Here is a 25,002-nt window from a genome sequence, read left to right as displayed (position 1 = left end):
TCTGTGTCCGAAGTTGAACCAGGTTCGGACTCTAAATCCTCTTTTTCTGCTTTCTGTGTCCGAAGTTGAACCAGGTTCGGACTCTAAATCCTCTTTTTCTGCTTTCTGTGTCCGAAGTTGAACCAGGTTCAGACTCTAACCACTCTTTTCCTGCTGTTTGTGTCTAAAGTTGAACCAGGTTCAGACTCTAACCACTCTTTTTCCGCTTCCTCTGTCCGAAGTTGAACCAGGTTCGGACTCTAACCACTCTTTTTCCGCTTCCTCTGTCCGAAGTTGAACCAGGTTCAGACTCTGACAACACTTTTTCTGCTTCCTCTGTCCGAAGCTGCCCCAGGCTGTCGAAAGCCGGGCCAATCAAGCTCATTTCAAACCCAAGCAAACAGGGGCTTGCCATAGTGCAAAGCCCCTGTAAGAATAGCTTCTCCCGAGCTTATTCTTCGCCTGATTTATCTTCATCTGCTGTTGTTTCTCTGCCTTCTTCGTTTTCAGGTGTGCCCGCTTCCTGTTCTTCACCGCTGTTGATTTCTTCTTCCTGTCTTGGAGGAAGGATGGAAGCGATAACCGTGTCTTCTTCATTGTTTATTTCATAGCCCCGATTTGCTTTGATATCGGCGACTGTCAGGGTCTCATTTACCTGGAGGTTCGTTACATCCACTTCAACAGAGGATGGAATATTATTCGGTGTCGCTGTAACTGAAACTTCATGCATGGATTGCTGCATAACGCCTCCATCTTTCACACCTGCTGCATCTCCAGTTAAGACGACGCGTACATCTGCGGTCATTTCCTTATTCATATCTACCGCAAGAAAATCCGCATGGACAATTGCGTTTTTAATTGGATTGGATTGGTAGTCACTTAGCACCACTTCATGCTTGCTGCCATCTACATCTAATGAAAATACGCCGTTTCTGCCTACTTCCTTTATCGTCTTCAGAAAATCGGCTTCACTTAAGTAGATTGATTTGCTTTGCAGCTTTGAACCATACACAACGGCCGGAATATTCCCTTCCCTGCGCAGTGAGGTTAAGTTAGAGTTGCGTGAACCTTTTCTTTCTTTTGCCTGCAATACAGCTGTCATAAAAACGTCCCCTTCCTCATTTTAAAAATAGTCTTGTCTATATAAAAAAATGCCCTAAAATGAGGAAGTCTAAACGTTTTTGTTTTTTACAGATTTATTATTTTCACAAAGAACGCAAATCAGGCTTGCTTTGCAGCAAGCCTGGGCAGTTATTTTATGACCGATCAATCAAACAGAGTGCTGACAGATTGCTCTTCATGAACGCGGATGATCGCTTCACCGATCAGCGGTGCTACGGAAAGTTCGACAATCTTGTCTGTTTTCTTCTCTTCCGGAAGAGTGATTGAGTTTGTGACAACCAATTCTTTGATGGTTGAGTTTTCAATTCTTTCGATGGCAGGTCCGGATAGAACCGGGTGTGTACAGCATGCATACACTTCTGATGCACCGTTTTCGATCAGGGCATTTGCTGCTAGTGTAATCGTTCCGGCAGTATCAATGATATCGTCGATTAAGATGGCCGTTTTTCCATCGATGTTCCCTACAATGTTCATGACTTCAGCCACATTTGGTCTTGGACGGCGCTTGTCAATGATGGCAATCGGCGCTTTTAAGCGGTCAGCCATTTTACGCGCACGTGTTACACCGCCGTGGTCAGGTGACACGATTACGATGTCGCTATCCATCATTTTGTTCTTAAAGTAATCAGAAAGGATTGGCACACCCATTAAATGATCGATAGGAATATCGAAGAATCCTTGAATTTGCGGCGCATGCAGGTCAAGTGTAATCACACGGGTTGCACCAGCAGTTTCCAAAAGGTTTGCTGCAAGCTTAGCTGTAATCGGCTCACGCGCTCTTGCTTTGCGGTCCTGGCGGGCATAGCCATAGTAAGGCATTACGATGTTGATGGTCTTGGCAGATGCACGCTTAAGAGCATCGATCATGATCAAAAGCTCCATTAAATGCTCATTGACAGGAGAGCTCGTAGACTGAATTACATACACATCGCATCCGCGGATGCTTTCTTCAATGTTAATTTGGATTTCGCCGTCGCTGAAGCGCGTTACGGAACACTTACCAAGCTCCACACCAATCACATTGGCGATTTCTGCAGCCAGCTTGCGGTTTGAATTTAAACTGAACACCTTTAAATTTGGATCTAAATACTGGTTTGACATTTTGGGCCTCCATCGATTTATTTCTTACAAATAGAAAGTTCGGTTTATTTTTTAATGTTTAATTTTTGCGTGTAGTTTTCCTTGTTCACCTGGCGTGCACGGGCAATGGAAAGGGCTTCTCCCGGCACATCTTCAGTAATTGTGGAGCCTGCTGCTACATATGCACCTTCCCCGATTGTTACCGGTGCCACGAGATTGGAGTTGCATCCAATGAATACACCGTCTTCGATTTTGGTCAGGTACTTATTTTTGCCGTCATAATTAACAGTGATTGAGCCGCAGCCCAGGTTAACATCCTTGCCTACTTCTGCGTCGCCAATATAGCTTAGGTGAGAGGCTTTGCTTCCTTTTCCGAAAACAGACTTCTTCACTTCAACAAAGTTGCCGATTTTCACTTCATCATGAATATCTGATTGCGGACGAATGTGAGCAAACGGCCCAATATTCACTTGTGAACCGATATGGCTGTCATGCGCTGCAGACTGGCGGATCACTGTGCCTTCTCCAATATGGCAATCAGAAATCTCCGTATTTGGTCCGATCACACACTCAGAACCAATGATGGTATTGCCGGAAATGATGGTTCCAGGGTAAAGAACTGTATCTGAGCCAATTTTCACATCCGCTCCAATATATGTGTTTGACGGATCGATAATGGTCACGCCGTTACGCATATGTTCTTCATTAATCCGCTGTTTCATGAATGATTCTGCCTGGGATAAGGCTACACGGTCATTGACACCCAGAGTCTCGCCAAAATCAGCTGTCTGGTAAGCCGTAACGACCTCACCTTCATTTTTCAGAATCTCAATTACATCCGGAAGGTAATATTCACCCTGCACATTATCATTTGTTACTTTGCTCAAGGCTTCAAACAAAGCCTTATTATCAAAGCAATAAGTTCCAGTATTGATTTCTTTTATTTTGCGTTCTTCCTCGGAAGCATCTTTCTGTTCAACGATTTTTTCAACCATCCCCATGTCATTGCGGATCACGCGTCCATATCCGAATGGGTTATCCGCATGAGCTGTTAAAATAGTCGCTTTGGCAGAAAGCTCTTCATGATGCTTGAAAAGCGCTTCCATCGTTTCATGTCTGATGAGCGGTGTATCTCCGCAGACAACAATGGTCACACCATCTTTGCCTTCAAGCATTTGGCGGGCCTGCATAACCGCATGTGCGGTGCCAAGCTGCTCCTCCTGAAGAGCATATTTGCTGCTTGAGCCAAGCTGCTGCTCGACCATTTCTGCTCCGTGCCCAGTAATCGTGACAATTTCTTTTATGTTAAGCTTTGTAACTTGATCAACTACATGTTGAACCATCGGTTTGCCGCATACAGGGTGAAGTACTTTGTAAAGCTTTGACTTCATTCTTGTCCCCTGGCCTGCGGCTAAAATAACCGCGTATCGATTAGACATTTACAGGCCTCCATTTTAACCTTTTTATCCATAACGAATATATCTTAAATGGGCTCTTATTTCAAGAATTGATGACAAAGTACAAATAATTGTCATTACCATAAACGGTATTTTTTGAAGAAATGGTTTATTTTTATTATAGAAAGGGTAATGGAAAGATAGAAAAAAGCCCTAAGAACCGCCATTAGCTGGAGGTCTTAGAGCTTGGATTTTTCACAGCAGAAATAAAAAAGAGCCTTACTTATGAAGTAGGCCCTTGTTGATTTATTTTCTTAGGAAGCACCGGCTTCTTCAAATTCCACTTCTAATTCACCTAAACGGTGGTACTCGGCTAAAACAGCCTCCTGGATTTTACCGCGCGTTCCTGAATTGATTGGGTGCGCGATATCTCTAAACTCTCCATCCGGAGTACGTTTGCTGGGCATGGCTACAAATAATCCATTATTTCCATCAATCACACGAATATCATGAACAACAAATTCATGATCCAGCGTAATAGATGCAATTGCCCTCATACGTCCATCCGTGTTAACGCGGCGTAATCTTACGTCTGTCACTTCCATTCTGTTCACCACCTTTTCGAGAAGATATAATCCTAATTGTATAAATTCAACATATTTCCTGAATCTCCTTCTTTAATAAAAAATATTTTTTGAATATTTTGTTCAAAGCTTTTTCCAAATAAAAACGCCCGTCACATGAACGAGCGAGTGAATTGCGGTTATTATTTATTTTACAAGGGCTACTACTTCAATTTCCACCAGGGCATCCTTTGGAAGGCGTGCCACTTCCACACAGGAACGTGCAGGCTTGTGTGTGCTGAAGTATTCTCCATACACTTCATTGATGGCTCCAAATTCGTTCATGTCCTTTATAAACACCGTTGCTTTTACCACGGTATTTAATGACGCGCCAGCTTCTTCAAGCACGGCCTGGAGGTTTTTAAATACCTGATGCGTCTGTTCTTTTACATCCCCATCCACCATAACGCCTTCTGCTGTAAGCGGAATTTGGCCTGAGCTGTAGAATAGGTTATTTACAGTGATCCCCTGAGAATAGGGTCCAATTGCGGCCGGTGCCTGATTCGTTTGAATGACTTTCATGAATTCTCCCCCTAAAAAATATGATTATTTTTTAAAATAGTTGCCTTCACTTACATTAATTTTCTTTTCCCTCACATCAACGTCAGATAGACGCACAAGAGAAAGGTACTCATCAACCAGCCGTTCTTCTGCTTTTTCTGCCTCGACCAGGACAGCAATGCCCGCAAGGTTTGCTTTGAATTCTTCCAGCATGCTGACCATGCCATTAACCGTTCCGCCGGCTTTCATAAAATCATCAATGATTAAGACATTGGATCCCTCTGCCAGGCTTCTTTTCGAAAGAACCATGGTTTGAATCCTCTTTGCAGAGCCTGATACATAGTTAATGCTTACCGTGGATCCTTCTGTCACCTTGCTGTCTCGTCTTACGATGACAACGGGCACATTGAGATAATTTGCGGCGGCATAAGCAAGCGGAATCCCTTTTGTAGCTACCGTCATGACCACATCAACGGGTTTATCTGCAAAGGCTGAGGCAAAAAGCCTGCCTGCACGCTGGACAATTAAAGGATCTCCGAGAATGTCAGTCATATAAAGATAGCCTCCGGGAAGAAGCCTTTCGGGGCTTGCAATTAAGCTGCAAAGCTCGTCTACAAATGGCCGGGCTTCATCATCGGTTACTTTAACATGGAACTTGACGCCGCCTGCTGCTCCGGAAACGGTCTGCAGCGTGCCTATTCCTCTTTGCTCGAATGTTTCTTTGATGATGGCGAGATCTTCACTGATCGAAGACTTGGCAGAACCATACCTTTCTGAAAAGAAAGTTAAGGATACCAGCTGACGCGGATGGTTCAATAAATAATTGGTCATATCTATCAACCGTTCGCTTCTGCGAAATTTCATTGTGGAACCCCCATTTAAATCCGAATATTTTAACGATAATATACCATTAATATACGGATTTAATCAAGCTTATGTCTTTCTCCAAGCATTCTGACCGCAAAAACCTGGTCGCAAAACCCTCTAAGGCCATTATAAATCCGATGCATTCTTGAATCATGATGCACAAGCCCAAACACGGTTGGTCCGCTGCCGCTCATCAGGACAGCATCTGCACCAAATCGTTTCATCTGGTCTTTTATTTGCAGGACCTCCGGGTGCATATTCAATGTGACATCCTCAAGAACATTACCCATGTTCCGACAGACTTCATCATAGCAGCCCGAATTAATCGCTTCGATCATTCCTTCTGTATTTGGATGCTGCACCTGCCCTACATCCAGTCTCCTGTATACATCGGCTGTCGATACGCCGATGAACGGCTTAGCAAGTATGACCCAGCAGGTTGGAGGAGCAGGAAGCTCCTGAATTCTCTCTCCTCTTCCTGTAGCTAATGCAGTGCCTCCATATACGCAAAAAGCAACATCAGAACCGATTTCTGTCCCTATTTCAGCAAGCTCATCCAATGAAAGCCCCAAATCCCACAGCTTGTTAAGACCTCTGAGAGCCGCTGCTGCATCACTGCTGCCGCCGGCAAGTCCAGCCGCAACCGGAATCATTTTTTCTATTGTAATGGACACACCTTTTTTTACCTGAAACCGTTCTTTAAGAAGGTGTGCAGCCTGATATGCCAGATTCCGCTGATCATCCGGAACAAAACGGTTATGAGAGATAATCCTGATCTCATCTTTATCTAAAAGTGTTAATTCCAGGCGGTCTGCCAAATCAATCGTTGTCATTATCATTTCCACTTCATGATAGCCATCTTCCCGTTTATGTAAAACATCCAATGATAAATTGATCTTAGCAGGCGCCTTAACCATGACCTTCAACATTTCCACCTACTTCTTTCCTTTGAATCGGACTCCTGTCCAGCTCCACAAGCGAAGCGCTTTGCCCTGCCGGTTCATTTCGAAGGGAAAGCCATACCTTCATTCAGTATTGACTTTATTTTAATCGGCAATAAGCGGCGGCTTAATGCTTTTCTTATAGAGCATCTCCATTTTTTGTCCTATTTTACCACAAAATAAACATAAAAGCTCAGGTGGCCTGGAATATAGAGGCTATCACTATTAAACAGAATAAATGCCGAGGCATAAGCCTCGGCAGACGCAGTGCATATTAATGCTTAAACATATTCTGTGCGAATGCTATTTGTTAAGAAGGTTCTGCTGTGCGATTTCGATGGCCCGCTTTACCATATTGCCGGCATCTTTCGCACGGATGCCGCCCCAGCCTTCCTTTTGGACCACATCATAAAAGCCAAGCTCTTTTGCAATTTCTTCTTTTAAACCATCTGACATAACGCCGCGTCTTCTGCCCAACATTAACATCCCCTTTCGCACTGCGGTATGTATAGTATGTGGAAAGGTCCTGCTATTTTATGAAAAAAGGGCAAACAAAAAGCAGTAAACAATTTGTTCACCGCCTGCTGTCATATATATTATTAGCTTAAAGCAACCTGTCCTGATGTATCTTCATAGAATGTAATTTGAACCGTTTCTGTTAAAACATCCGCATAGCTGTAAGATACCCGTTCAAATGCATTTTCATCCTGATCTAACTCAATCACAAATACTGAAGGATACGTTTCGGCCAGAACTCCTGAGCGTTCAATGGTCTTTCTGCGCCCGCCATTTGCTTTTAGCAGGAGCCTTTTCCCAAGATTTGAATCAAGAGCTTTTTTAATATCTGATAATGTTTTTGCCATTCGGTCCACCTCACTATGTTAAGTATATCACACTGACACAATACTGTCAAACAAAAATATAAATTATAACAGTGTTTAAATTTAAATGTCAATATGTTTTATTCTACTTTTTCTTCTAATTTTCAACAATTTTAGGATTGCCTTAATTGGAAAAGATTATGTATAGTTTTTAGAAAGCTTATAAGCTTGCCGTTCATTACCTGGGAAATAGACGAACGCCCCGCGCGAAATTTCTCGAAAAATGCTAAATACCCTATTACAAACAAACATAAAAAAACAAGCCGCAAATAATAAAAACGGCCCGCTCATTAGGATTCATTTAACTCTTCGTCATTATATGGCATTCCTGTTCTCAGTACTCCCCGGGTTTCGATTCCTCCAAGCCCCTTTTCACCAGTCAGTGTATTTCTTAAAATATCCCATAAATTGATTCTTTCCATAAATGGAGTAAGGCTGACTTTCGCCACAATGTATACAGGGTCAAGGGCATGAATATTCACTCTGGAAGGAGAACTGGCAAAATTGGCCCCAGCATGGATCAGTGATTCGAAATGTGACTGGCATGCTCCGGCAAAAATGACAAGCTGATCAAGATGCGGTACTTTTTTGCGCGCTTCCCTTACCGCCTGCACAAACTCCCTGGAGTGCCTGTAAGCATTGATATCGGATTTTTTCCCCTTTGCCTTTGAATACGCATCATGACCTGTTACAACGAGGATATCCGGCCTGTAATGATCGATGAGCTGTCCGATTTTCATCGGCATTTCCTTTTCACTGCAATGGATCCCTGTTACAGGTATACCTATTTTTTCATACACACTCAAGCATTTTTTTAAATAAGAAGGATCACCATCCAGATGAAGCACCCTGCCTGGCATCTGAAAATAGTTTAGTGTCTTGCTGTAGCCGTCAGTCACTTCATACTCCTGCTTCTCCCTCAAGAGAGCCACGTCCTGCCTGAATAGCTGGAAGGACTGTTCTTCAAGTGACCTGAACTCCTCCTCGAACTTCATCCGCTGCGCCTGGTTAATGACGATTAAATCCTCACAGGGAGCATCCGCAACAAGACGGATATCCTCTCCGAATAATATGGCAATTTTTTTTCCGCCCTGTTCTCTAATATCAATCACGCGGAATAGAATATCACAATGATACGAAATTCTTCCGACGATATCCATCGTATTTATAGTCAATGTCGTCACTCCAATTTCCCGAGGTATACGCGGGCTGCATCTAAGCTCTTGTTTGTGATTTATTATTTATGTCATAAATTATGCATTTGACTATGAACATGTGCGTAGAAAAGGCGGTTGGGAAGATAGGCATGCGGGCGAAAAAAAAGCCCGCTGTCTACTCAGCAGGCTTGGTCATTTATGAAGGCTCTTTTTCAAGGACTATTTTTTTGTTTATGAATTCAGCCCGTTGATTTCCGCTTCAGGCACTTGCTTTCCACGGGGAGGAATGCGAGCCTCCTCGGCTTCGCCTGCGGGGTCTCACACTTCCCTCTCCTCCCGTAGGAGTCAAGTGCCCTCCGCTCCAATCAACTCAGAAACTAATTTAGTTATCTGCCCAATAGCAACTAATTTTACGATACAGCCTTATGAAAAATGGGGCAGCAGAGCATCGCTCAAACGGGCAAATTCTTCGATGGATAGAGTTTCCCCTCTTCTGCCCGGCTCGACATTCGCCTGTTCGAGAGCGGAGAGGATTTGTTCCTTCTTCTGTTTTCCTTCAGGCAGCTGGCTCGTTAAGTTATTCAGAAGCGTCTTGCGCCTTTGGGCAAAGCTTGCTTTTGTTACCTGGAAAAAGAATGGTTCACTTTTGACTGCAACTGCCGGCTGTTTACGCTTTGTCAGTTTAATGACGGCAGAATCCACATTTGGCTGCGGCACAAAAACCGTCTTCGGCACGATCATGGCCGTTTCAGCCTCTGTATAGTACTGGACAGCAATGGAAAGGGAGCCGTACTCTTTCGTGCCTGGACGGGCCGAAATTCTGTCTGCCACTTCTTTTTGCAGCATACAGACGATGCCTCTGATCGGAAGCTTGTCCTCGAGCAGTTTCATGATAATCGGGGTTGTTACATAGTAAGGAAGGTTGGCGACAACCATAATATCGTCAATGCCTTCAAACTCCCGTTCTATCGCTGTCTTTACATCTGCCTTCAATACGTCTTCATTGATGATGGATACATGGGGATATGGCGATAGAGTTTCCTCTAAGATGGGAAGCAGCCGCTGGTCAATTTCAAAAGCCAGCACCTTTTTGCTTCTCCGGGCCAGCTGTTCGGTCAGTGCCCCAATCCCCGGGCCGATTTCGATGGCGCCCGACTCTTCCGTTAAATCAGCATGATCGACGATTCTCCGGAGAATATTCGTATCAATCAAAAAGTTCTGTCCCAGGCTTTTCTTAAAAGAAAAGCCGTATTTATCCAAAATCGCCCGTGTTCTGGCTGGTGTTGCAATATCTTTATGCATTTTGTTCCTCCTTGCGAATAGCTTCTATTGCCTCAGCAAAATCCTTCTGGCTAATCTGAAACATCATTAAGCGCTTATGAAGCTGCTTGCCGTTTGTGTAGCCGATTTTAAGAAGTCTGCCAAGCTTTTCTCTTCTTTCCTTGGCACCTTCCCCGCCAATCAGGCCTGCAGTGACCAGGTCTTCCTGGGTAATGGTTTCTTCATAGGTTTCCTGCATAACCTGTGCGTCCTTTAATGCCTGGCGGATCATTTCTGGCGATGCATGCTCAACACCCACTCCTCTGCCATGCTTGTGGAGGGCATCCGCTTTTTCTATAAAGGCATGCTTGCATCCGGGAACTTCATTGGTGATCGTATTCCGGATTTTTTGTCCGGGAAAGTCCGGATCTGTGAACACGATGACCCCTCTGGTCTTCTGGGCAAGCTTTATTTTTTCAATGGTTACCCCGTTAATGGCAGATCCATTTGTTTCAATTGTATCGGCATCCAGCGCCCTCTTGATCGCCGCTGTATCATCCTTGCCTTCTACAACGATAATTTCCTTGATTTTCATGGTTCCTCCTAAGAAAAGCGTAAGCGCCTTGCCCACCCCCGACAAGCACAAGACAAGCCTCACGGAAAGGCGTTTTTTGCCTTTTGGGAGGATTGCCTGAAAAGTGAAGGCGACTGTCCAGGAACGACATGCATAAGACGAGCCCTGCAAGAAGGTGTTCTTTCCTTCTGGAAGGGATTGGCTTATGTCTCGAATCCCTAGGAGCCGAAACAAGACAAGCTTGTGACCTCGAGGCGGTAGGCGCTGGAGCTAGACAGTATCGATGTTCAAAATTAAAAACTTCTCATTCCGTTAAAAAATATAAAAAAATTGAAAAAAACTTGAAACATTTCTGTAATGTAATTCGTCTAAATAGATGTAAGAAGAATATATTTATAAAGAATAGTTCTTATTATATATGAACCAGCTTGAAAATGAAAAATGTTATCCATTAACCTTCTCTGCAATGAAATAAAAAATGCAGGGGAAGCCCCTGCATCATAAAATTTAATTCAGTATCTTAATTTTTACCGTTTTTCTTCCCCACTTGTATGCTTCCGATTTGGAGGAGAAGAATACATCGATTTTGTTTCCTTTAATCGCGCCTCCTGTATCAGCTGCAACGGCATAGCCATAGCCTTCCACATAGACTTTCGTTCCAAGGGGAATGACACTTGGATCAACCGCTATGACCTTAGCACCCGGATTGGCACGCAGGTCCAAACCGGTAGCCGTTTTGCCTGAGCATCCGCTGCAATTAGCCGTATAGGCAGTTGACGATACATATATTTCTTTACCGCTTGCCTTGCTGCTTGTTCCGCGCGAAACGACTTGTGTTGCTGCAGCCACCTTTGTTCCGACAGCAACGACTTTATCCTGCTTTTCCTTCACTTGCTTTTCACTGATCAGCTTTCTGGAAATTTCTTTGCCATTCTCCAGGACGACTTCAAACTCTTTCGTCTTAAGGCCTTTTTTTCCAGCATTCATCACTTTTTCAGTGCCCTTAGTTAAGTTATTATCCTTCTTTGTCACAACTGCGAAATTAATTGGTTCTTCCACTACATCGGTGACTTTTTCAACTCGAATGACTTTTATTTTGTCATTGGCTTTGACTGTCTCTTCCAACTTTGGTTCAACGCGGTCTAAATCATTGATCTTGATTCCCTGCTGTGATAAAAAGTCAGCGACCGTAGTCGAAGTTGACCAAACCTGCTTCTCTTTACCGCCATTATTAAGCGTTAAAGCGAATGCTTTCTCTACTTGAATTTCCAGGTTGTTTTTAACTGTATCCTCTGGCTTTGGCTGAACCTTATCATGTTCAGTCAGTGTAATATTCTGTTCTTTTAAAACGTCCCCGACCGTCTTTGCAGCCGTCCAAATCGTTTTCTTCTCGTTATCTTTTACAACTTTCACCTGTTTAGCCGGTTCATAGACAATTTCTGTATTGTCCTTAACCTCTGTGTTTACCGAGGGAAACACATAATCTTCTGAGCGGAGTGAAATATCTAGATCATCGAATATATCTTGAATCGTTGCTGCATGCGTTTTGATGACTTTCTCTTGGCCGTCTATCGTCAGTGCTACTGTTTTCTTTGTCGTTTCATACGCAATGAAACCACAGGCAGCAGCAAAAACTACTAAACTAGCAGAAAAAATGGCCAATTTCTTTTTACTCAAAGACTTGGATAACAGGTTTTTCATGTTTTGAATCACGATGAAAAACGCCTCCTTTTCTCTCGGAGTGATTATATAGAGTATCTTGCCGACTGTCAACTCTTTCAATTTTCCAGCTTCCGAAAGGCTGGAAAAACGCAGGCATTAGGCTTTTTTGCCTGTATTCTTAGAACTGCACTCTATCTCTATGTATGAATGATAGTTCCCTTCTATGCATGCCTTCTTGCATTTACCCTGTTTTCAGTCATGCTTGCCTTGGATTTATACTTTTCAACATCCATGTGAAAAATCCTTCTTTTTTTGATTTAGGAATTTTTCACGCATCTGGAAATCATTTGTTTTCCGGCTGACCAGGCGCTCAGCAATCGGGAGTGATTTTCTGAAATCCCTCAAGACTTCAGGCTTCCAGTCCTCCAACTGTCACGCTCCCCGACCAGCAGCAAACGCCCTCCGCTCGATCAGCAGGGGTGCTAAAACAGCACCTTTTTCTAATTATCCAACTAACTTTTTCTAGTAATTGGCAAGCAGTCCCGTAAACGTATTTCCTATTATGCAAAAAAACCGGATGAAAGGAAAGAGAGACTTATCGACATGGTTATCCTATGAGAAGAAGGAGACATGTAGAACTTTTTAGAATCAGAAAAGATTTGGACAAGCTCCTACAGGCTTCGACAAATTGAGCTATCAGTTTATGCCGAATAATTTTTTTGCATTTTCTGTGGTTGCCTGTGCAACTTCTTCTGTTGAAAGTCCTTTTATTTCTGCAATCTGCTCTGCCACCAATTTGACATAGCTGGGTTCATTCCGTTTTCCTCTGTGCGGATGAGGGGTCAAATATGGGCAGTCTGTTTCAATCAACAGCTTTTCAAGCGGAATAACATCGGCTACTTCCTTTGGTTTTTTTGCGTTTTTGAAGGTCACTGGACCGCCAAGGGAAATGTAGAAGTTCATATCCACACACTCTTGGGCAATTTCCGGGCTGCCGCTGAAGCAATGCATGATTCCGCCTACTTCTCCCGCTCCTTCTTCCTTGAGGATTTCGACTATATCGGCTGTGGCATCACGGTTATGGATGACGATGGGAAGCTTGACTTTCTTCGCCAGACGGATCTGCTTTCGGAAGACTTCCTTCTGAATATCCTTCGGGGACTTGTCCCAATAATAATCAAGGCCCATTTCTCCCAGTGCCACCACTTTGGGATGGCTGGAAAGCTCTTCAATCCATAGCAAATCTTCCTCTGTCATATCAATGGCATCAACCGGATGCCATCCCACACTGGCGTAGATGAATTCGTATTTCTCAGTCAGCTTCATCGCTTTTTCAATGGTTGGACGGTCAAACCCGACGACCACAATGTTGGAAATTCCTTCACTAAGGGCCCGGTCGATCACCTCTTGTAAATCTTCGTTATATTGTTCGGCATTAAGATGTGCGTGTGTGTCGAAAAACATCAAAAAACTCCTTTTCCTTCATATTATTTTTCTATTACTATCATGTCAGTGATGTAACAAAATGACTTTACTGCCAAAATGGTCCCAATTAGATAAACCAATCAAAAATTATTTTTCAAGAATAATTTTCCCCAAAAATAAAAAACATAGAAATGCTTACGTTATACGCTTAACACTTCTATGTTTTTATATTTAACAGGAAAATTAAATAATATTATTTTACCCTTGCACCTAGTGGAAGAGATTCAGCAATTGTGGCAAGTGAAAGTTCGCCGTCTTTTCCTCCTGCTAAAATCATTCCTTCTGAAAGCTCGCCGCGAAGTTTAACAGGCTTTAAATTGGTTACACATATGACTTTTCTGCCGACCAGTTCTTCCGGCTTATAGAACTTTGCAATACCGGAAACGACCTGGCGCTTTTCATAGCCAAGATCCAGCTGTAATTTCAGGAGCTTATCAGCCTTTTTAACCGGTTCAGCCTCAATGACCTGGGCCACTCTTAGATCGACCTTCATAAAGTCATCGATTGAGATTTCTTCGCTATCCGGCTTTTCCTCTGCTTTTGCTTCGGGCTTCGCTCCTTCTTTAGGAGCAGCGGATCCCTGCATTTTTGTTTTAATGAACTCAACTTCTTCCGTAATATCCAGGCGAGGGAAAATCGGTTCTCCCTTTAATACCTTTGTGCCTTCAGGAATCAGGCCGAATGTCTCAAGGCTTTCCCAGGATGTTAATGCTTCTTCATTTACATTAAGCTGTGTGAAGATTTCCTTCGGCGTGCGTGTCAGGAATGGCTGCAGAAGCACCGCGATTCTGCGCAGGGATTCTGCCAGATGAACCATCACACTTGCAAGTTCTTCTCTTTTCTCTTCGTCTTTGGCCAGTGTCCAAGGCTGTGTTTCATCTATATATTTATTCGTTCTGCTGACAAGCTGCCACACGGCAGATAAGGCAACAGAGAACTCCATTTTTTCCATGGCTTCCTCGTATTTGGAAACCGTCTCACGGTTCATTTGCAGCAGCTGCTGGTCGAACTCACCTTCTGAACCTGTATATGCCGGAATAACACCGTCAAAGTATTTATTCACCATCGCAATTGTACGGTTTAGCAGGTTGCCTAAATCGTTGGCAAGATCAAAGTTGATTCTTTCCACAAAACCTTCCGGCGTAAATACACCGTCTGCGCCGAATGGCACTTCACGAAGCAGGTAATAGCGCAGTGCATCCAGGCCATAACGGTCAATAAGGGTAACAGGGTCCACTACATTTCCCTTTGATTTGGACATTTTGCCGTCCTTCATCAAAAGCCAGCCATGAGCAAATACCTTTTTCGGCAGTGGCACATCCAAAGCCATCAGCATTATTGGCCAGTAAATCGTATGGAAGCGCACAATTTCTTTTCCAACCAGGTGAACATCTGCAGGCCAGTAGTTCAGATACTTGGAATCATCATCGGTTCCATAGCCAAGTGCGGTAATGTAATTTGATAGTGCATCAATCCATACATACACCACATGCTTTGGATTATTCGGCACTTTTACTCCCCAGTCAAAAGTTGTTCTGGATACCGCCAAATCCTCAAGGCCCGGTTTAATGAAGTTATTGATCATTTCATTTTTGCGTGATTCAGGCTGTATGAAAGATGGATTTTCTTCATAATACTGCAGAAGTCTGTCAGCGTATTTGCTTACCTTAAAGAAATAAGATTCTTCCTTCACTTTATGAACGGGACGTCCGCAGTCAGGGCAGTTGCCGTCCGCAAGCTGGCGTTCTGTGTAATAAGACTCGCAAGGCGTACAATACCAGCCTTCATATTCGCCAAGATAGATATCACCCTGTTCTACAAGCTGGGCGAAGATTTTTTCAACGATCTGCTTATGTCTGTCCTGTGTCGTACGGATAAAGTCATCATAGGAAATATCAAGCTTGTTCCAGAGATCCTGAATGCCGGCAACAATTTCATCAACGTACTGCTGAGGTGTTACCCCTTTTTCTTCTGCCTTCTCCTGGATCTTCTGTCCATGTTCATCCGTTCCCGTCAGGTACATAACGTCAAAGCCGCGCATGCGCTTGTAGCGCGCCATTGCATCACCGGCCACCGTTGTATAGGCATGCCCTATATGTAAATTTCCACTAGGATAATAAATTGGAGTGGTTAAATAAAACGTCTTTAATTTGTCCTCCACAAGATTCCCTCCCTTATATTAAAAGCGCAAGCGCCTTGCCCACCCCCGACAAGCATAAGACGAGCCCTGCAAGAAGGTGTTCTTTCCTTCTGGAAGGGATTGGCTTATGTCTCGAGTCCCTAGGAGCCGCAACTAGACAAGCTTGTGACCTCGAGGGGGTAGGCTGCTTGCGCTAGACAGTTATCGAAGTTCAAAGTAATACTTTCTTATCTCTGAAAAAAAAACCCGCCCCATTTGGACGAGAGTATTAATCAGAAAACCGTGCCGTTATTGGGCCTGCTATATCGATATTTTACAAGAAGTTATATTCGTCAGCATAACCTCTTATACCATCAAAATATACCTAAAAACTAGAAATTGTGCAACCAATAGGCAGAAAGGAACGGCAGGATTTTTCTCTAATAAAATTTTTTTTAGTTTCTATCCCTAAAAAAGGAAACTGCCTTTCGAATATTATTATTGTAATAACATGGATTTTTGTAGAATTTTGTCGAAATGTCGAAAAGAGTCAGGTGCTTGTTTTTTGGAAGTTCCTTTCCATCTTCTTATTAAAAAAGGCATTTATTTCGAAAATCGTAGTTATATCAACACTTCAGGCAGTATCCTAAAATTTTCTATTCCATTCCAAAATAAAGTAATTGACGTATATGGGAATGGCTGGTATTATGAATGTAACAAAGATTTTGTCGAATAATGACGAAACGATATAGATAGAGAAAAATATTATTGGAGATTTGAGAGGAGACTTTTATTATGAAATCTACAGGTATTGTTCGTAAAGTTGATGAGCTTGGCCGCGTAGTAATCCCTATTGAACTAAGACGCACACTTGGAATCGCTGAAAAGGATGCTTTAGAAATCTACGTAGATGACGAAAGAATCATCCTTAAAAAGTACAAGCCAAACATGACTTGCCATGTTACCGGGGAAGTATCTGATGATAATATCTCACTGGCTAACGGCAAACTAATCTTAAGCCGTGACGGTGCAGAACAGCTGTTAAAAGAAATTCAAAGCACTTTTGAAACTGTAAAATAAGAATGTACAAAAGCTTCTCACTTGTGTGAGAAGCTTTTTTTATTCTTCGATATGATAAGCATGGTAAACATCCCGCTTATTTAATCCCCGATCTTTTGCGGTTTGCTTGATGGCTTCCTTGCTCGAGAGTCCAGTTTCTTCTATATAATGTCTGACATGATCCTCAATCGAAAGATTCTCCCACCAGGCAGTTTCTGCATCCTGCACAGTCTCGGAAGTCCCTTCAATAATAATCACAAATTCTCCTCTCACTTCACCGCTTGAAGCCCATTCAATTGCTTCTTCTACAGTTCCCCGGATAAATTCCTCATATCTCTTCGTCAGTTCGCGGCATAATGCAATATTCCTGTTACCCATTATGTCCGACATCAGCGAGAGGGTTTCCTTCAGGCGGTGGGGAGCTTCATATAAAATGATGGTTGCCGATAGCCTGGAGAGATCCTCGAGTTCCTGTTTCTTGAGTTTCTTCTGCCTGTTCAGAAACCCATAGAAATAAAAGGGCTGGGTGTTGATGCCGGAAGCAATCAGGCCGGTTAAAGCAGCATTCGCACCGGGCAGGGGCACCACTGTCAGCTTTTCTTCAGCTGCTGCTGTTACAAGGTCATAGCCAGGGTCTGAAATCGCAGGCATCCCTGCATCACTGACAAGGGCAATTTTGGCGCCATTGGCCACTTTTTCAAGCAGCTTCTGTCCGCTGATTTCCTTATTATGTTCATGATAGCTGATGATGGGTGTGGCAATCTCAAAATGATTGCATAGCTTCTTTGTATTGCGTGTATCCTCCGCTGCAATAAAGTCCGCTTCCTTCAGGATTCTAACCGCCCTGAAGCTCATGTCTTCCAAATTGCCAATCGGAGTTGGAACTAAATACAGAATTCCTTTTGTTTCTTCATGTTCAAAGCTTTTTTGCTGCCACATATGTACCACCCGTCTCTTTCGTGAAAAGCGCAGAGCGCCAGCTTATCGGCTTAAGACCTCGAGCCGATGGCGCTCGGAGCTAGACTTTTTTCAAATTAATAAATTGAAATATTGTGTTGTTTTAAAAACTCGTCCTTCTTCTTCCGGGACCATTGCTTGAATTCATATTCCGCTCTCATCGCTTCACCTTTTTCCGAAAAAGAACGGGAGAAGACCAGCTCAACCGGTCCTCTTCCTCTGGTATACTTGGCCCCTTTTCCTTCATTATGGGCCTTCACCCGTTTTTCAAGATCATTGGTGTAGCCTGCATATAAGCTGCCATCACGGCAATGGAGAACGTAAAAAAAATGGCTATTCTCCATATAAAATCTCTCTCATTTCAGGTGTGTATTCATTTTCTTCATTATATACAAATAAAGGAGGCAGGATTTTCAGGTCTGGATTTCCGTTCTTAACTGCCTCAATCAGCAGCGTGTTTGCTTCTTTTCCGGCCTTCGGATAGACAAATTGCACCCTTTTCGGCTCCAGCTTATATTTGCGCATGAGCGTGACAATGTCCAGGAACCTGCCCGGCCTGTGCACAAATGCCACCTTGCCTCCCTGTCTCGCAAGTCCGCTTGACGCTTTAACCGCATCCTCAAGTGTACAGAGAATTTCATGGCGGGCAATCGCCAAATGCTCATTCTCATTGATTTCTTCCTTAGAAGGAGTCGGAAAATAAGGCGGGTTGCAGGTGACAACATCAAATTTTCCATAACCTAATTCTCGATGGATCTCTTTAATATCCCCGCGAATCATCTTAATACGGTCTTGAAGCTTATTGTATTCAATGCTTCTGACCGCCATATCATACAGACGCTCCTGAATTTCGACGCCTGTAATGGCCCCCTTTGTTCTTGTGCTTAAAAAAAGCGGAATCACGCCATTTCCGCTGCACAAATCAACGAGATTGCCTTTTTGAATCGGCACATACACAAACCGGGCCAGCAGGACAGCATCCAGTGAAAAAGAAAAAACGGCCGGGCTTTGAATGATTCTCATATCTTCAGCCAGCAAATAGTCCAGCCGCTCCCCTTCTTTTAAAAAGTCCATTCTTGATCCTCCATGATTCTCTGATTCTTTGCTCTTATGGAAAAATAGCCTTCCTATCACAGGAAGGCTAAAAGTTTACTTCTTATTCAGGAAAGACAGGCAAAACAGACAGTCTCCCTCTTTACGCGGGCTGCCGAAATGAAGATTGCAAATGTGAAAGCCTTCCTGATAGAGGCGGGCCAGGTTATCATAGCCTTCGCCAATATCAATCACCTTATCCTCATCTGCAGCATCGGCCGACTGCTCTGATTTGCGTTTTTTCGCCGATGTGCTTTCCTTTTCCGCAGGTATGTCTAAATGACGTCGTAAATGTTCATTTTCCAGCTTCAAAGAGTTATTCTCTTCAAGTATTTCTGCCAAATGCTGCTTTAACTCACCAAGCTGCTGATATAACTCTCCAATTTGGGTTTCCATATTACTCACTGAGTCAAAGATTTCTTTTTTATCCACGACTTCCACCTCTTAATCTGTGGACTGAACTGATACAGCACCTTGTTTTAAAATTTCATCCAGTGTATATTCGAGGACGCGCTCGGCTTCTTTCACATCAACCTGCAGCACACGCTCCAATATATTCAAGCCTACCACTTTTCCGGCTCCATCCGGGGTCTGAATCCATTCCCCAAGGTCCGGAAGCATTTCTTTTGCTGCTTCATACTCATCATTTTCATATTTCAGGCAGCACATTAAGCGGCCGCATAAACCCGATATTTTCGTTGGGTTCAGCGATAGATTCTGGTCCTTTGCCATCTTAATGGATACAGGATCAAAGTCACCCAGGAAAGTGGAACAGCACAGCATTCTTCCGCATGGGCCAATTCCGCCCAGCATTTTTGCTTCATCCCTCACACCAATCTGGCGAAGTTCAATCCTTGTCCGGAAGATGGCTGCGAGATCTTTGACAAGCTCGCGGAAGTCAACCCGGCCATCAGCCGTAAAGTAGAAGATGACCTTATTTCGGTCAAATGTATATTCAACATCCACCAGCTTCATATCAAGCTGATGTGTTTGTACCTTTTCACAGCATACCTCGTATGCTTCCTTGGCGGCCTGCTTGTTCTCCTCAACAATCATGCGATCCTTTTGATCTGCAATACGAAGAACCTTTTTTAATGGAAGGACAACATCATGCTCATCGACCTGCTTCGGGGCAATTACCACTTTTCCGTATTCTACACCTCGGACAGTTTCGACAATGACAAAGTCATCCTTTTGTATTGAGAGATCTCCGGGATCAAAATAATAAATCTTGCCCGCTTTTTTAAAGCGCACTCCTACTACATCATACAAAGGAAGATCCCTCCTGCAATTTTAGCACAAGCTGTTCCATCAACAGCTGCGGATTCATATTTGCCTGCAATTTTCTTTTGGCTTCCAAAACAGCCGTCATCTGTTCCGTCAGGCGTTTGGTGGAAGATTGCAGCGCAAACTGCTCTAAACGTGTTCGTTCGTTCAGATGGACAACCTGGTCTTGTTTCCCAAGCTGAATATATAGTAAATCTTTAAAAATAAGAAGTAATAGATCCAAGCCGCGATCAATCTGCTCTTTTTCTCTAAAGTGCAAGAACCAATCCTCCTGAAGGGCAACCATTGCCTCAAGCGGATTCTTCTTTACCACTTCATATAATTTTAACACTATTTTTTGTGCTTGTACAAACCAATCATCAGAACTATATTGTAAAGCTTCATTCAAATTATTGGTAATTTGTGCAAGTAATGGTGCCTGGACAGGATCCACTCCATTATTTTTTAATTGCTGAATCATTTCAGCAGGAGATAATGGTTTAAAAGAAATGGACTGACAGCGGGATAGAATAGTAGGAAGCATCTGCTGCGACTGCTCGGTAATCAGCACAGCGGTCGTCTCTGAATGAGGTTCCTCCAGAAATTTAAGCAGACTGTTGGCAGCGTTCACTGTCATTTTGTCAGCATGAACAATCACATAAAGTTTCCGCCTGGATTCTACCCCGGTCTTTGAAAACTCTTCCTGCAAGCTTTGAATCTGATTTTTTTTGATAGAAAGCCCGTCCGGCTCCAGAATATGAACATCCGGATGATTTCCGCTGTTTATCCTTTTGCAGTTTGAACATGTTTCACATGGAACATACCCTTCAAGCGGCTCATGGCAGAATCGGCTTTTCGCCAAAAGCATGCTTGCTTCCCGCTTTCCTGTTCCTTTCATCCCTTCAAACAAGTAGGCGTGGGCAAGCCGATCCTTCACTATGCTACTTTTAAACATTTTTAATACAACTGGCTGTATGGCCTCCAGCTGTTCCCACGTTTTTCCCACAAGTATCACTCACTTACATATATAAATTTATTAGGAGCCCCTTAATCTCTCCGACTTTTCCTAATATATCAATAGAAGATTCTTCTTTTTTCATTAATTCATCTGTCAGCTCTGAAAGCTTTTCATCAACCGTTTCCACCACTTTCAGAGATCGGCCCTGTCCATGCTGGTTCCAGCTGTGCGATTGCCTCAGCTCTATTCCAAAATCAACCGCTTCCTTCACAAATCGTTTCACAAGCGTTTTAAATTTGGCCAGATCCTTAAAGGTTCTGGAGCGGGCCAGCCGTTCTCCTGCGGCATCTATATCCTTTAACAGACCCTGAAGCTGGGAAGCCTGCATTTTCTGGTCCTGCTTCTGCACCATTTCAGAAAATTTAACGCCATTCCCGGCTGCCTGCTTCTGCTCATTGCGGACATTTTCCATCTTGAGCCGAAGTTCCTGATTAATTTTCATACCTGATCCTCCGCAAAGGGCTCTAAGCTCCCTCTGTAATGATTAAAAATGATGGAATTGCTCGACTGGCAGAACAAACACTGTCGCACCGCCAACCTCAACTTCAACAGGGTAGGGCACATAAGAATCAGCGTTTCCGCCCATCGGCGATACCGGTGCGACCAGCTGGTCTCTTGCTCTGCAATTTTCCTTAATAATCTGCAGGGCTCTCTCCACACGGATATCCTCTGTCCCGATCATGAACGTTGTATTGCCTGATTTCAAGAATCCGCCCGTGCTGGCCAATTTTGTCGCACGAAAGTTATTGTCAACCAGCGCATTCATTAGCTTATTGCTGTCCTGATCCTGAATGACTGCCAGAATTAATTTCATAAGCCCATCCCCTTTACAAAGTTTTCATCCGTTTTGTCTTACTTTTATTATATCAATTATTTTATCTTCAAGCAGAAATTAAGGGAATACAGAAAAAATATTTTAAAAAAGCCCTAAAGAAATATAATCTTTAAGGCAAGTTTTTATATTCGTTCTTTCAGCTTGCTCTCCGCCTGCTGATAGACTTCCTCCAATGGCTTTGAAGCATCAATCTTAAAGATGCGCTCCGGGTAAAGCTCCATTAGCTTCAGATAGCCCTCCCGCACTTTATGGTGAAAGTCGAGCTTTTCCAGGTCCAGGCGGTTCACTTCCCGTCCTTTATGCTGATTGATTCTATTCAGGCCCGACTCAGGATCAATATCAAAATACAAAGTCAGTTCAGGCATCATGCCTTCAATGGCAAAGCTGTTGATGGAGTAGACCTCCTCAATGCCAAGTCCTCTTGCATAACCCTGATAGGCAAGAGAGCTATCAATAAACCGGTCACATAAAATGATATATCCCTCATCCAGTGCCGGCTTTACTTTCTCAGCCAGGTGCTGCCTTCTGGCTGCCGCATAAAGCAGAGCCTCTGTTCTCGGGTCCATCTTTGTATTCTTTTTATCAAGTATGACACTTCGGATTTGTTCAGCAATCTCAATTCCGCCAGGCTCTCTTGTCTGAAGCACCTGATAGCCTTCCTCTGCCAGATTGGTTGCCAGCATATCAATAATCGTTGTCTTTCCGGCACCCTCAGGTCCTTCGACCGTAATAAACTTACCTTTTTTCATTTTACTTCCTCCAGCTGCTGTTATAGATCCTCATAAACGTTAATGCTGCCTGCTTTTATATTGTCTCCATTTTGAAACCGCGCTCCGGCCTGAATTTGTAATGTGATGTTTGCTATATCTCCACCCTCAATGATTTCACCCGGGTATAAGAGTGGAATGCCTGGCGGATAAGGAGTTACCTGCTGAGCGCATATTTCACCGGCCGCCTCTTCCAATGCCACCGTTTTAATGGTGTGCTGACTCTGTTCCTTTTGCTCAAGGGCAAGGCCGGAAACAGGCTTTTTACTGAAAGTGATTCTTTCCTGGCGGTCTGCCGGTCCGAATGATGTCAATTCCTCGTTCAAACATTCAATCACCCGGTCAAATGGATAATCCATATCGTTCTTCAAAAGAGGCAAAACAAACAGGACATTATAGGGATCCGCCATTTCCGTAAAGATCCCGCGCTTCTCCAGAAGAATCTGCAGGTCAAACCCGCTGAGTGAGGTTTCCGACTGAATGGTTACCTTTAAAGGGTCGCCTTTGTGATATTGAAATGGCAGTACCTTAATACCTTTAACCCTGTTTAGATCCTTCCTGAAACGCCCGATTTTTTTTAGCAGTGCTTCCTCATCCTTTTTCGAAAATGAAGCTAAATAAGCCCTTGCCAAATCAAGAGAAGCCATAATCGGATAGGAAGGGCTGCTTGATTGGAGTATCCCCAGATAGTTGGACACTTTTTCTTCCTTTATAAACCGGCTGTTAAAATGCAGATAAGCCCCCATTGTCATAGCTGGCAGCGTTTTATGTGCCGATTGTACAGTGAGATCTGCCTGAAGCTGAACGGCCGAAGCGGGAAAATGGCTCCCGCCTATTAAGTGCGCTCCATGAGCCTCATCCACCAGCACCGGAATACCGTGATCGTGGGCACACTGAATAATATTTTCAAGGTCGTATACCATTCCATAATAATTCGGATAGGTTAAGATGATTGCTTTTGCATCCGGATATTGCCTGATCGCCTCTTTTACCGTTTCTAAAGCCACTCCCCCGGCAACGCCCCACTCTTCATTAAACTCAGGCGCTAAAAAGACAGGCTTCGCCTTAGCCAAAGTAATGCCATTCAGGATGGACTTATGGCAGTTCCGCTGGACCAGTACAGTCTCCTTTTCTTCTGCTGCTGACAGGACCATGGCAAGATTCCCTGCAGTCGACCCGTTCACAAGGAAAAAGCTTTTTGAAACTCCATGCAGGCCGGCAAGCAGCTCTTGAGCCTCCAGGATGACTCCCTCAGGAGAATGCAAATCATCCAGTCCGCCGAGCTCCGTAGCATCAAGCTTTAAAATATGTTTAAAATAATCTGCTCCCTCACCGCCTGCAAGATAACCGTTCTTATGGCCCGGCACATGAAAGGACAACGGCTGGTGTGAAGCATGTTTTTGTAATTGGTTCCATAATGGAGTGTTTTCCTGATTCATATGTTCACACTTTCCTATGATTCTTCTCCTATTTTAACAAAACAAGTATGTAACTGCTACATAAGGGCGATATCTGCGCCAGTCCCTGAAACATCAGGCAAAATAATAAAAGAAATCCTTTATAGACATACACCCAAATTAGATTTCCATCATACAATATTAATCAAGTAACCTCAGAAAAACCCGCCAATGAAAATTCAAAAAATTGTATACAATAGTGTTAATCTGGGCAGACTAAGGGTATGGAGGTGGAGTGATTGGGTTCGCTATTAGCAAAGAAACAGGCAGGGGAAGAATGTGTCATATGCGAGCAGGCAAAAACCAGGGGAATACATCTATACACTTCTTTTATCTGCACAGATTGTGAGAATGATTTAATCACCACGGATACAAGTCATCCAAAATATAATTATTACTTAAAGAAGCTGCGGAAAATAACAATGCCGGAGATATTTTCTTGAAATGTAAGCCCTTTGATAGGGGCTTTTTATTTTTTTGTGCTGTCGGGGCAGCTGAGATGCACTGGATTACTGTCATGCTGGGATTTATTTGGGTGCATGCCTGGGCTTGGCGGTGTATCTAACAGGTTTTGGAGTTTATCTAGCATGTCTTGGGTTTTATCCGCAAATTTATGAATTTATCTAACAGGATTTTTAATTTACCTAGCACGTTTTGAAGATTACTTACATTTGGCACAATTCTTCTTACGGAGAACGAAATTGACTATGAAAACAGGGAACGCCGCATATAATTTGATTCTGGCGCATATCCAGAAAAGGTGAGGCATATCTGCATTTTTCAATAAAAAGAAGAGTCCAGTTGATTCAGATACCTATAATCACACAAAAAAAGAACACCCATCAGGTGCTCTTTCATTTGCCCGGCAGCGTCCTACTCTCACAGGGGGACAGCCCCCAACTA

The 25,002-nt window shown here is 43.4% G+C and carries 29 protein-coding genes; 2 read left to right on the top strand and 27 right to left on the bottom strand.

Annotated features, from left to right (window positions below; genetic code table 11):
• Nucleotides 1-187: 187 nt before the first annotated feature.
• The 17 genes from AC3WTL_RS22080 to metG all read right to left on the bottom strand — a co-directional run bounded on the left by AC3WTL_RS22080 (nucleotide 188) and on the right by metG (nucleotide 15,690).
• Complete coding sequence (locus tag AC3WTL_RS22080) at nucleotides 188-394, bottom strand: hypothetical protein (RefSeq protein WP_492370051.1); 207 nt, start codon at nucleotides 392-394, stop codon at nucleotides 188-190.
• 36 nt (nucleotides 395-430) lie between these two features.
• Complete coding sequence (locus AC3WTL_RS22075; protein WP_222501578.1) at nucleotides 431-1,081, bottom strand: 50S ribosomal protein L25/general stress protein Ctc; 651 nt, start codon at nucleotides 1,079-1,081, stop codon at nucleotides 431-433.
• Nucleotides 1,082-1,245: 164 nt separating this feature from the next.
• Nucleotides 1,246-2,202, bottom strand: coding sequence for a ribose-phosphate diphosphokinase (locus tag AC3WTL_RS22070; RefSeq protein WP_048009784.1), 957 nt, complete (start codon nucleotides 2,200-2,202; stop codon nucleotides 1,246-1,248).
• 44 nt (nucleotides 2,203-2,246) lie between these two features.
• A complete protein-coding gene (gene glmU, locus AC3WTL_RS22065; protein ID WP_222501580.1) occupies nucleotides 2,247-3,620 on the bottom strand; it encodes a bifunctional UDP-N-acetylglucosamine diphosphorylase/glucosamine-1-phosphate N-acetyltransferase GlmU in 1,374 nt (457 codons plus the stop codon).
• 272 nt (nucleotides 3,621-3,892) lie between these two features.
• Nucleotides 3,893-4,183, bottom strand: a complete 291-nt coding sequence (gene spoVG, locus AC3WTL_RS22060; RefSeq protein WP_009336662.1) for a septation regulator SpoVG — start codon at nucleotides 4,181-4,183, stop codon at nucleotides 3,893-3,895.
• A gap of 165 nt (nucleotides 4,184-4,348) precedes the next feature.
• On the bottom strand, nucleotides 4,349-4,723 hold the full coding sequence (locus tag AC3WTL_RS22055) for a RidA family protein (protein WP_048009782.1): 375 nt from the start codon (nucleotides 4,721-4,723) through the stop codon (nucleotides 4,349-4,351).
• A gap of 24 nt (nucleotides 4,724-4,747) precedes the next feature.
• Entirely contained in the window at nucleotides 4,748-5,566 is an 819-nt protein-coding gene (gene purR, locus AC3WTL_RS22050; RefSeq protein WP_035332962.1) for a pur operon repressor, read from the bottom strand.
• A 59-nt stretch (nucleotides 5,567-5,625) separates the two neighbouring features.
• Nucleotides 5,626-6,495 carry a 4-(cytidine 5'-diphospho)-2-C-methyl-D-erythritol kinase gene (ispE, locus tag AC3WTL_RS22045; protein WP_222501596.1) on the bottom strand — a complete coding sequence of 290 codons (870 nt, stop codon included), beginning with the start codon at nucleotides 6,493-6,495 and terminating at the stop codon, nucleotides 5,626-5,628.
• Nucleotides 6,496-6,813: 318 nt separating this feature from the next.
• A complete protein-coding gene (locus tag AC3WTL_RS22040; protein ID WP_026041722.1) occupies nucleotides 6,814-6,987 on the bottom strand; it encodes a small, acid-soluble spore protein, alpha/beta type in 174 nt (57 codons plus the stop codon).
• A 122-nt stretch (nucleotides 6,988-7,109) separates the two neighbouring features.
• On the bottom strand, nucleotides 7,110-7,373 hold the full coding sequence (veg, locus tag AC3WTL_RS22035; protein ID WP_009336667.1) for a biofilm formation stimulator Veg: 264 nt from the start codon (nucleotides 7,371-7,373) through the stop codon (nucleotides 7,110-7,112).
• A gap of 308 nt (nucleotides 7,374-7,681) precedes the next feature.
• The gene (gene yabG, locus AC3WTL_RS22030; protein ID WP_282956742.1) at nucleotides 7,682-8,566 is read right to left on the bottom strand and encodes a sporulation peptidase YabG; all 885 of its coding nucleotides are present in this window, start codon (nucleotides 8,564-8,566) and stop codon (nucleotides 7,682-7,684) included.
• Between the two features lie 405 nt (nucleotides 8,567-8,971).
• A complete protein-coding gene (rsmA, locus tag AC3WTL_RS22025; RefSeq protein ID WP_048009779.1) occupies nucleotides 8,972-9,850 on the bottom strand; it encodes a 16S rRNA (adenine(1518)-N(6)/adenine(1519)-N(6))-dimethyltransferase RsmA in 879 nt (292 codons plus the stop codon).
• Nucleotides 9,843-10,403, bottom strand: a complete 561-nt coding sequence (gene rnmV, locus AC3WTL_RS22020) for a ribonuclease M5 (RefSeq protein WP_035332988.1) — start codon at nucleotides 10,401-10,403, stop codon at nucleotides 9,843-9,845. Before rnmV ends, rsmA begins: the two co-directional genes overlap by 8 nt.
• A 486-nt stretch (nucleotides 10,404-10,889) precedes the next feature.
• On the bottom strand, nucleotides 10,890-12,083 hold the full coding sequence (locus tag AC3WTL_RS22015; protein ID WP_248349367.1) for a G5 and 3D domain-containing protein: 1,194 nt from the start codon (nucleotides 12,081-12,083) through the stop codon (nucleotides 10,890-10,892).
• Nucleotides 12,084-12,326: 243 nt separating this feature from the next.
• Nucleotides 12,327-12,473, bottom strand: coding sequence for a hypothetical protein (locus AC3WTL_RS22010; protein ID WP_156185153.1), 147 nt, complete (start codon nucleotides 12,471-12,473; stop codon nucleotides 12,327-12,329).
• A 267-nt stretch (nucleotides 12,474-12,740) separates the two neighbouring features.
• Nucleotides 12,741-13,508 (bottom strand): TatD family hydrolase, encoded by a 768-nt coding sequence (locus AC3WTL_RS22005; RefSeq protein ID WP_492370050.1) that lies wholly within the window; start codon nucleotides 13,506-13,508, stop codon nucleotides 12,741-12,743.
• A 214-nt stretch (nucleotides 13,509-13,722) separates the two neighbouring features.
• Nucleotides 13,723-15,690: a methionine--tRNA ligase gene (gene metG / locus AC3WTL_RS22000; RefSeq protein WP_048009777.1), complete on the bottom strand. Its 1,968-nt coding sequence runs from the start codon at nucleotides 15,688-15,690 to the stop codon at nucleotides 13,723-13,725.
• Between the two features lie 753 nt (nucleotides 15,691-16,443).
• Here metG and abrB point away from each other — a divergent pair.
• Nucleotides 16,444-16,728: a transition state genes transcriptional regulator AbrB gene (gene abrB, locus AC3WTL_RS21995; protein ID WP_222501590.1), complete on the top strand. Its 285-nt coding sequence runs from the start codon at nucleotides 16,444-16,446 to the stop codon at nucleotides 16,726-16,728.
• 39 nt (nucleotides 16,729-16,767) lie between these two features.
• Here the strand turns inward: abrB and rsmI are convergent, their stop codons facing one another.
• The 10 genes from rsmI to AC3WTL_RS21945 form a co-directional block, all read right to left on the bottom strand.
• Nucleotides 16,768-17,646 (bottom strand): 16S rRNA (cytidine(1402)-2'-O)-methyltransferase, encoded by an 879-nt coding sequence (gene rsmI, locus AC3WTL_RS21990; RefSeq protein ID WP_222501591.1) that lies wholly within the window; start codon nucleotides 17,644-17,646, stop codon nucleotides 16,768-16,770.
• Nucleotides 17,647-17,741: 95 nt separating this feature from the next.
• Nucleotides 17,742-18,008: a GIY-YIG nuclease family protein gene (locus AC3WTL_RS21985; RefSeq protein ID WP_197204256.1), complete on the bottom strand. Its 267-nt coding sequence runs from the start codon at nucleotides 18,006-18,008 to the stop codon at nucleotides 17,742-17,744.
• A complete protein-coding gene (locus AC3WTL_RS21980) occupies nucleotides 17,998-18,738 on the bottom strand; it encodes a tRNA1(Val) (adenine(37)-N6)-methyltransferase (protein ID WP_197204257.1) in 741 nt (246 codons plus the stop codon). The genes AC3WTL_RS21985 and AC3WTL_RS21980 overlap by 11 nt, the downstream gene beginning before the upstream one ends.
• Before the next feature lie 75 nt (nucleotides 18,739-18,813).
• The gene (gene yabA / locus AC3WTL_RS21975) at nucleotides 18,814-19,188 is read right to left on the bottom strand and encodes a DNA replication initiation control protein YabA (protein ID WP_197212363.1); all 375 of its coding nucleotides are present in this window, start codon (nucleotides 19,186-19,188) and stop codon (nucleotides 18,814-18,816) included.
• Nucleotides 19,189-19,200: 12 nt separating this feature from the next.
• Nucleotides 19,201-20,028, bottom strand: coding sequence for a PSP1 domain-containing protein (locus AC3WTL_RS21970; protein WP_035332950.1), 828 nt, complete (start codon nucleotides 20,026-20,028; stop codon nucleotides 19,201-19,203).
• Nucleotides 20,021-21,028: a DNA polymerase III subunit delta' gene (gene holB / locus AC3WTL_RS21965; protein ID WP_492370049.1), complete on the bottom strand. Its 1,008-nt coding sequence runs from the start codon at nucleotides 21,026-21,028 to the stop codon at nucleotides 20,021-20,023. The genes AC3WTL_RS21970 and holB overlap by 8 nt, the downstream gene beginning before the upstream one ends.
• Nucleotides 21,029-21,041: 13 nt before the next feature.
• Nucleotides 21,042-21,482: a YaaR family protein gene (locus tag AC3WTL_RS21960; RefSeq protein ID WP_492370048.1), complete on the bottom strand. Its 441-nt coding sequence runs from the start codon at nucleotides 21,480-21,482 to the stop codon at nucleotides 21,042-21,044.
• 42 nt (nucleotides 21,483-21,524) lie between these two features.
• Complete coding sequence (darA, locus tag AC3WTL_RS21955; RefSeq protein ID WP_009336682.1) at nucleotides 21,525-21,854, bottom strand: cyclic di-AMP receptor DarA; 330 nt, start codon at nucleotides 21,852-21,854, stop codon at nucleotides 21,525-21,527.
• A gap of 143 nt (nucleotides 21,855-21,997) precedes the next feature.
• Nucleotides 21,998-22,624 carry a dTMP kinase gene (gene tmk / locus AC3WTL_RS21950; protein WP_197204261.1) on the bottom strand — a complete coding sequence of 209 codons (627 nt, stop codon included), beginning with the start codon at nucleotides 22,622-22,624 and terminating at the stop codon, nucleotides 21,998-22,000.
• A gap of 20 nt (nucleotides 22,625-22,644) precedes the next feature.
• The gene (locus AC3WTL_RS21945) at nucleotides 22,645-24,081 is read right to left on the bottom strand and encodes an aminotransferase class I/II-fold pyridoxal phosphate-dependent enzyme (protein WP_492370047.1); all 1,437 of its coding nucleotides are present in this window, start codon (nucleotides 24,079-24,081) and stop codon (nucleotides 22,645-22,647) included.
• A gap of 257 nt (nucleotides 24,082-24,338) precedes the next feature.
• On the opposite strand from AC3WTL_RS21945, the gene AC3WTL_RS21940 reads away from it, so the two are divergent.
• Nucleotides 24,339-24,542, top strand: a complete 204-nt coding sequence (locus AC3WTL_RS21940; protein WP_035332946.1) for a sigma factor G inhibitor Gin — start codon at nucleotides 24,339-24,341, stop codon at nucleotides 24,540-24,542.
• Nucleotides 24,543-25,002: the final 460 nt, after the last annotated feature.

The sequence above is a fragment of the Cytobacillus sp. EB106-05-05-XG126 genome (assembly GCF_058791715.1).
This window is presented reverse-complemented; position numbering and strand designations above follow the sequence as displayed.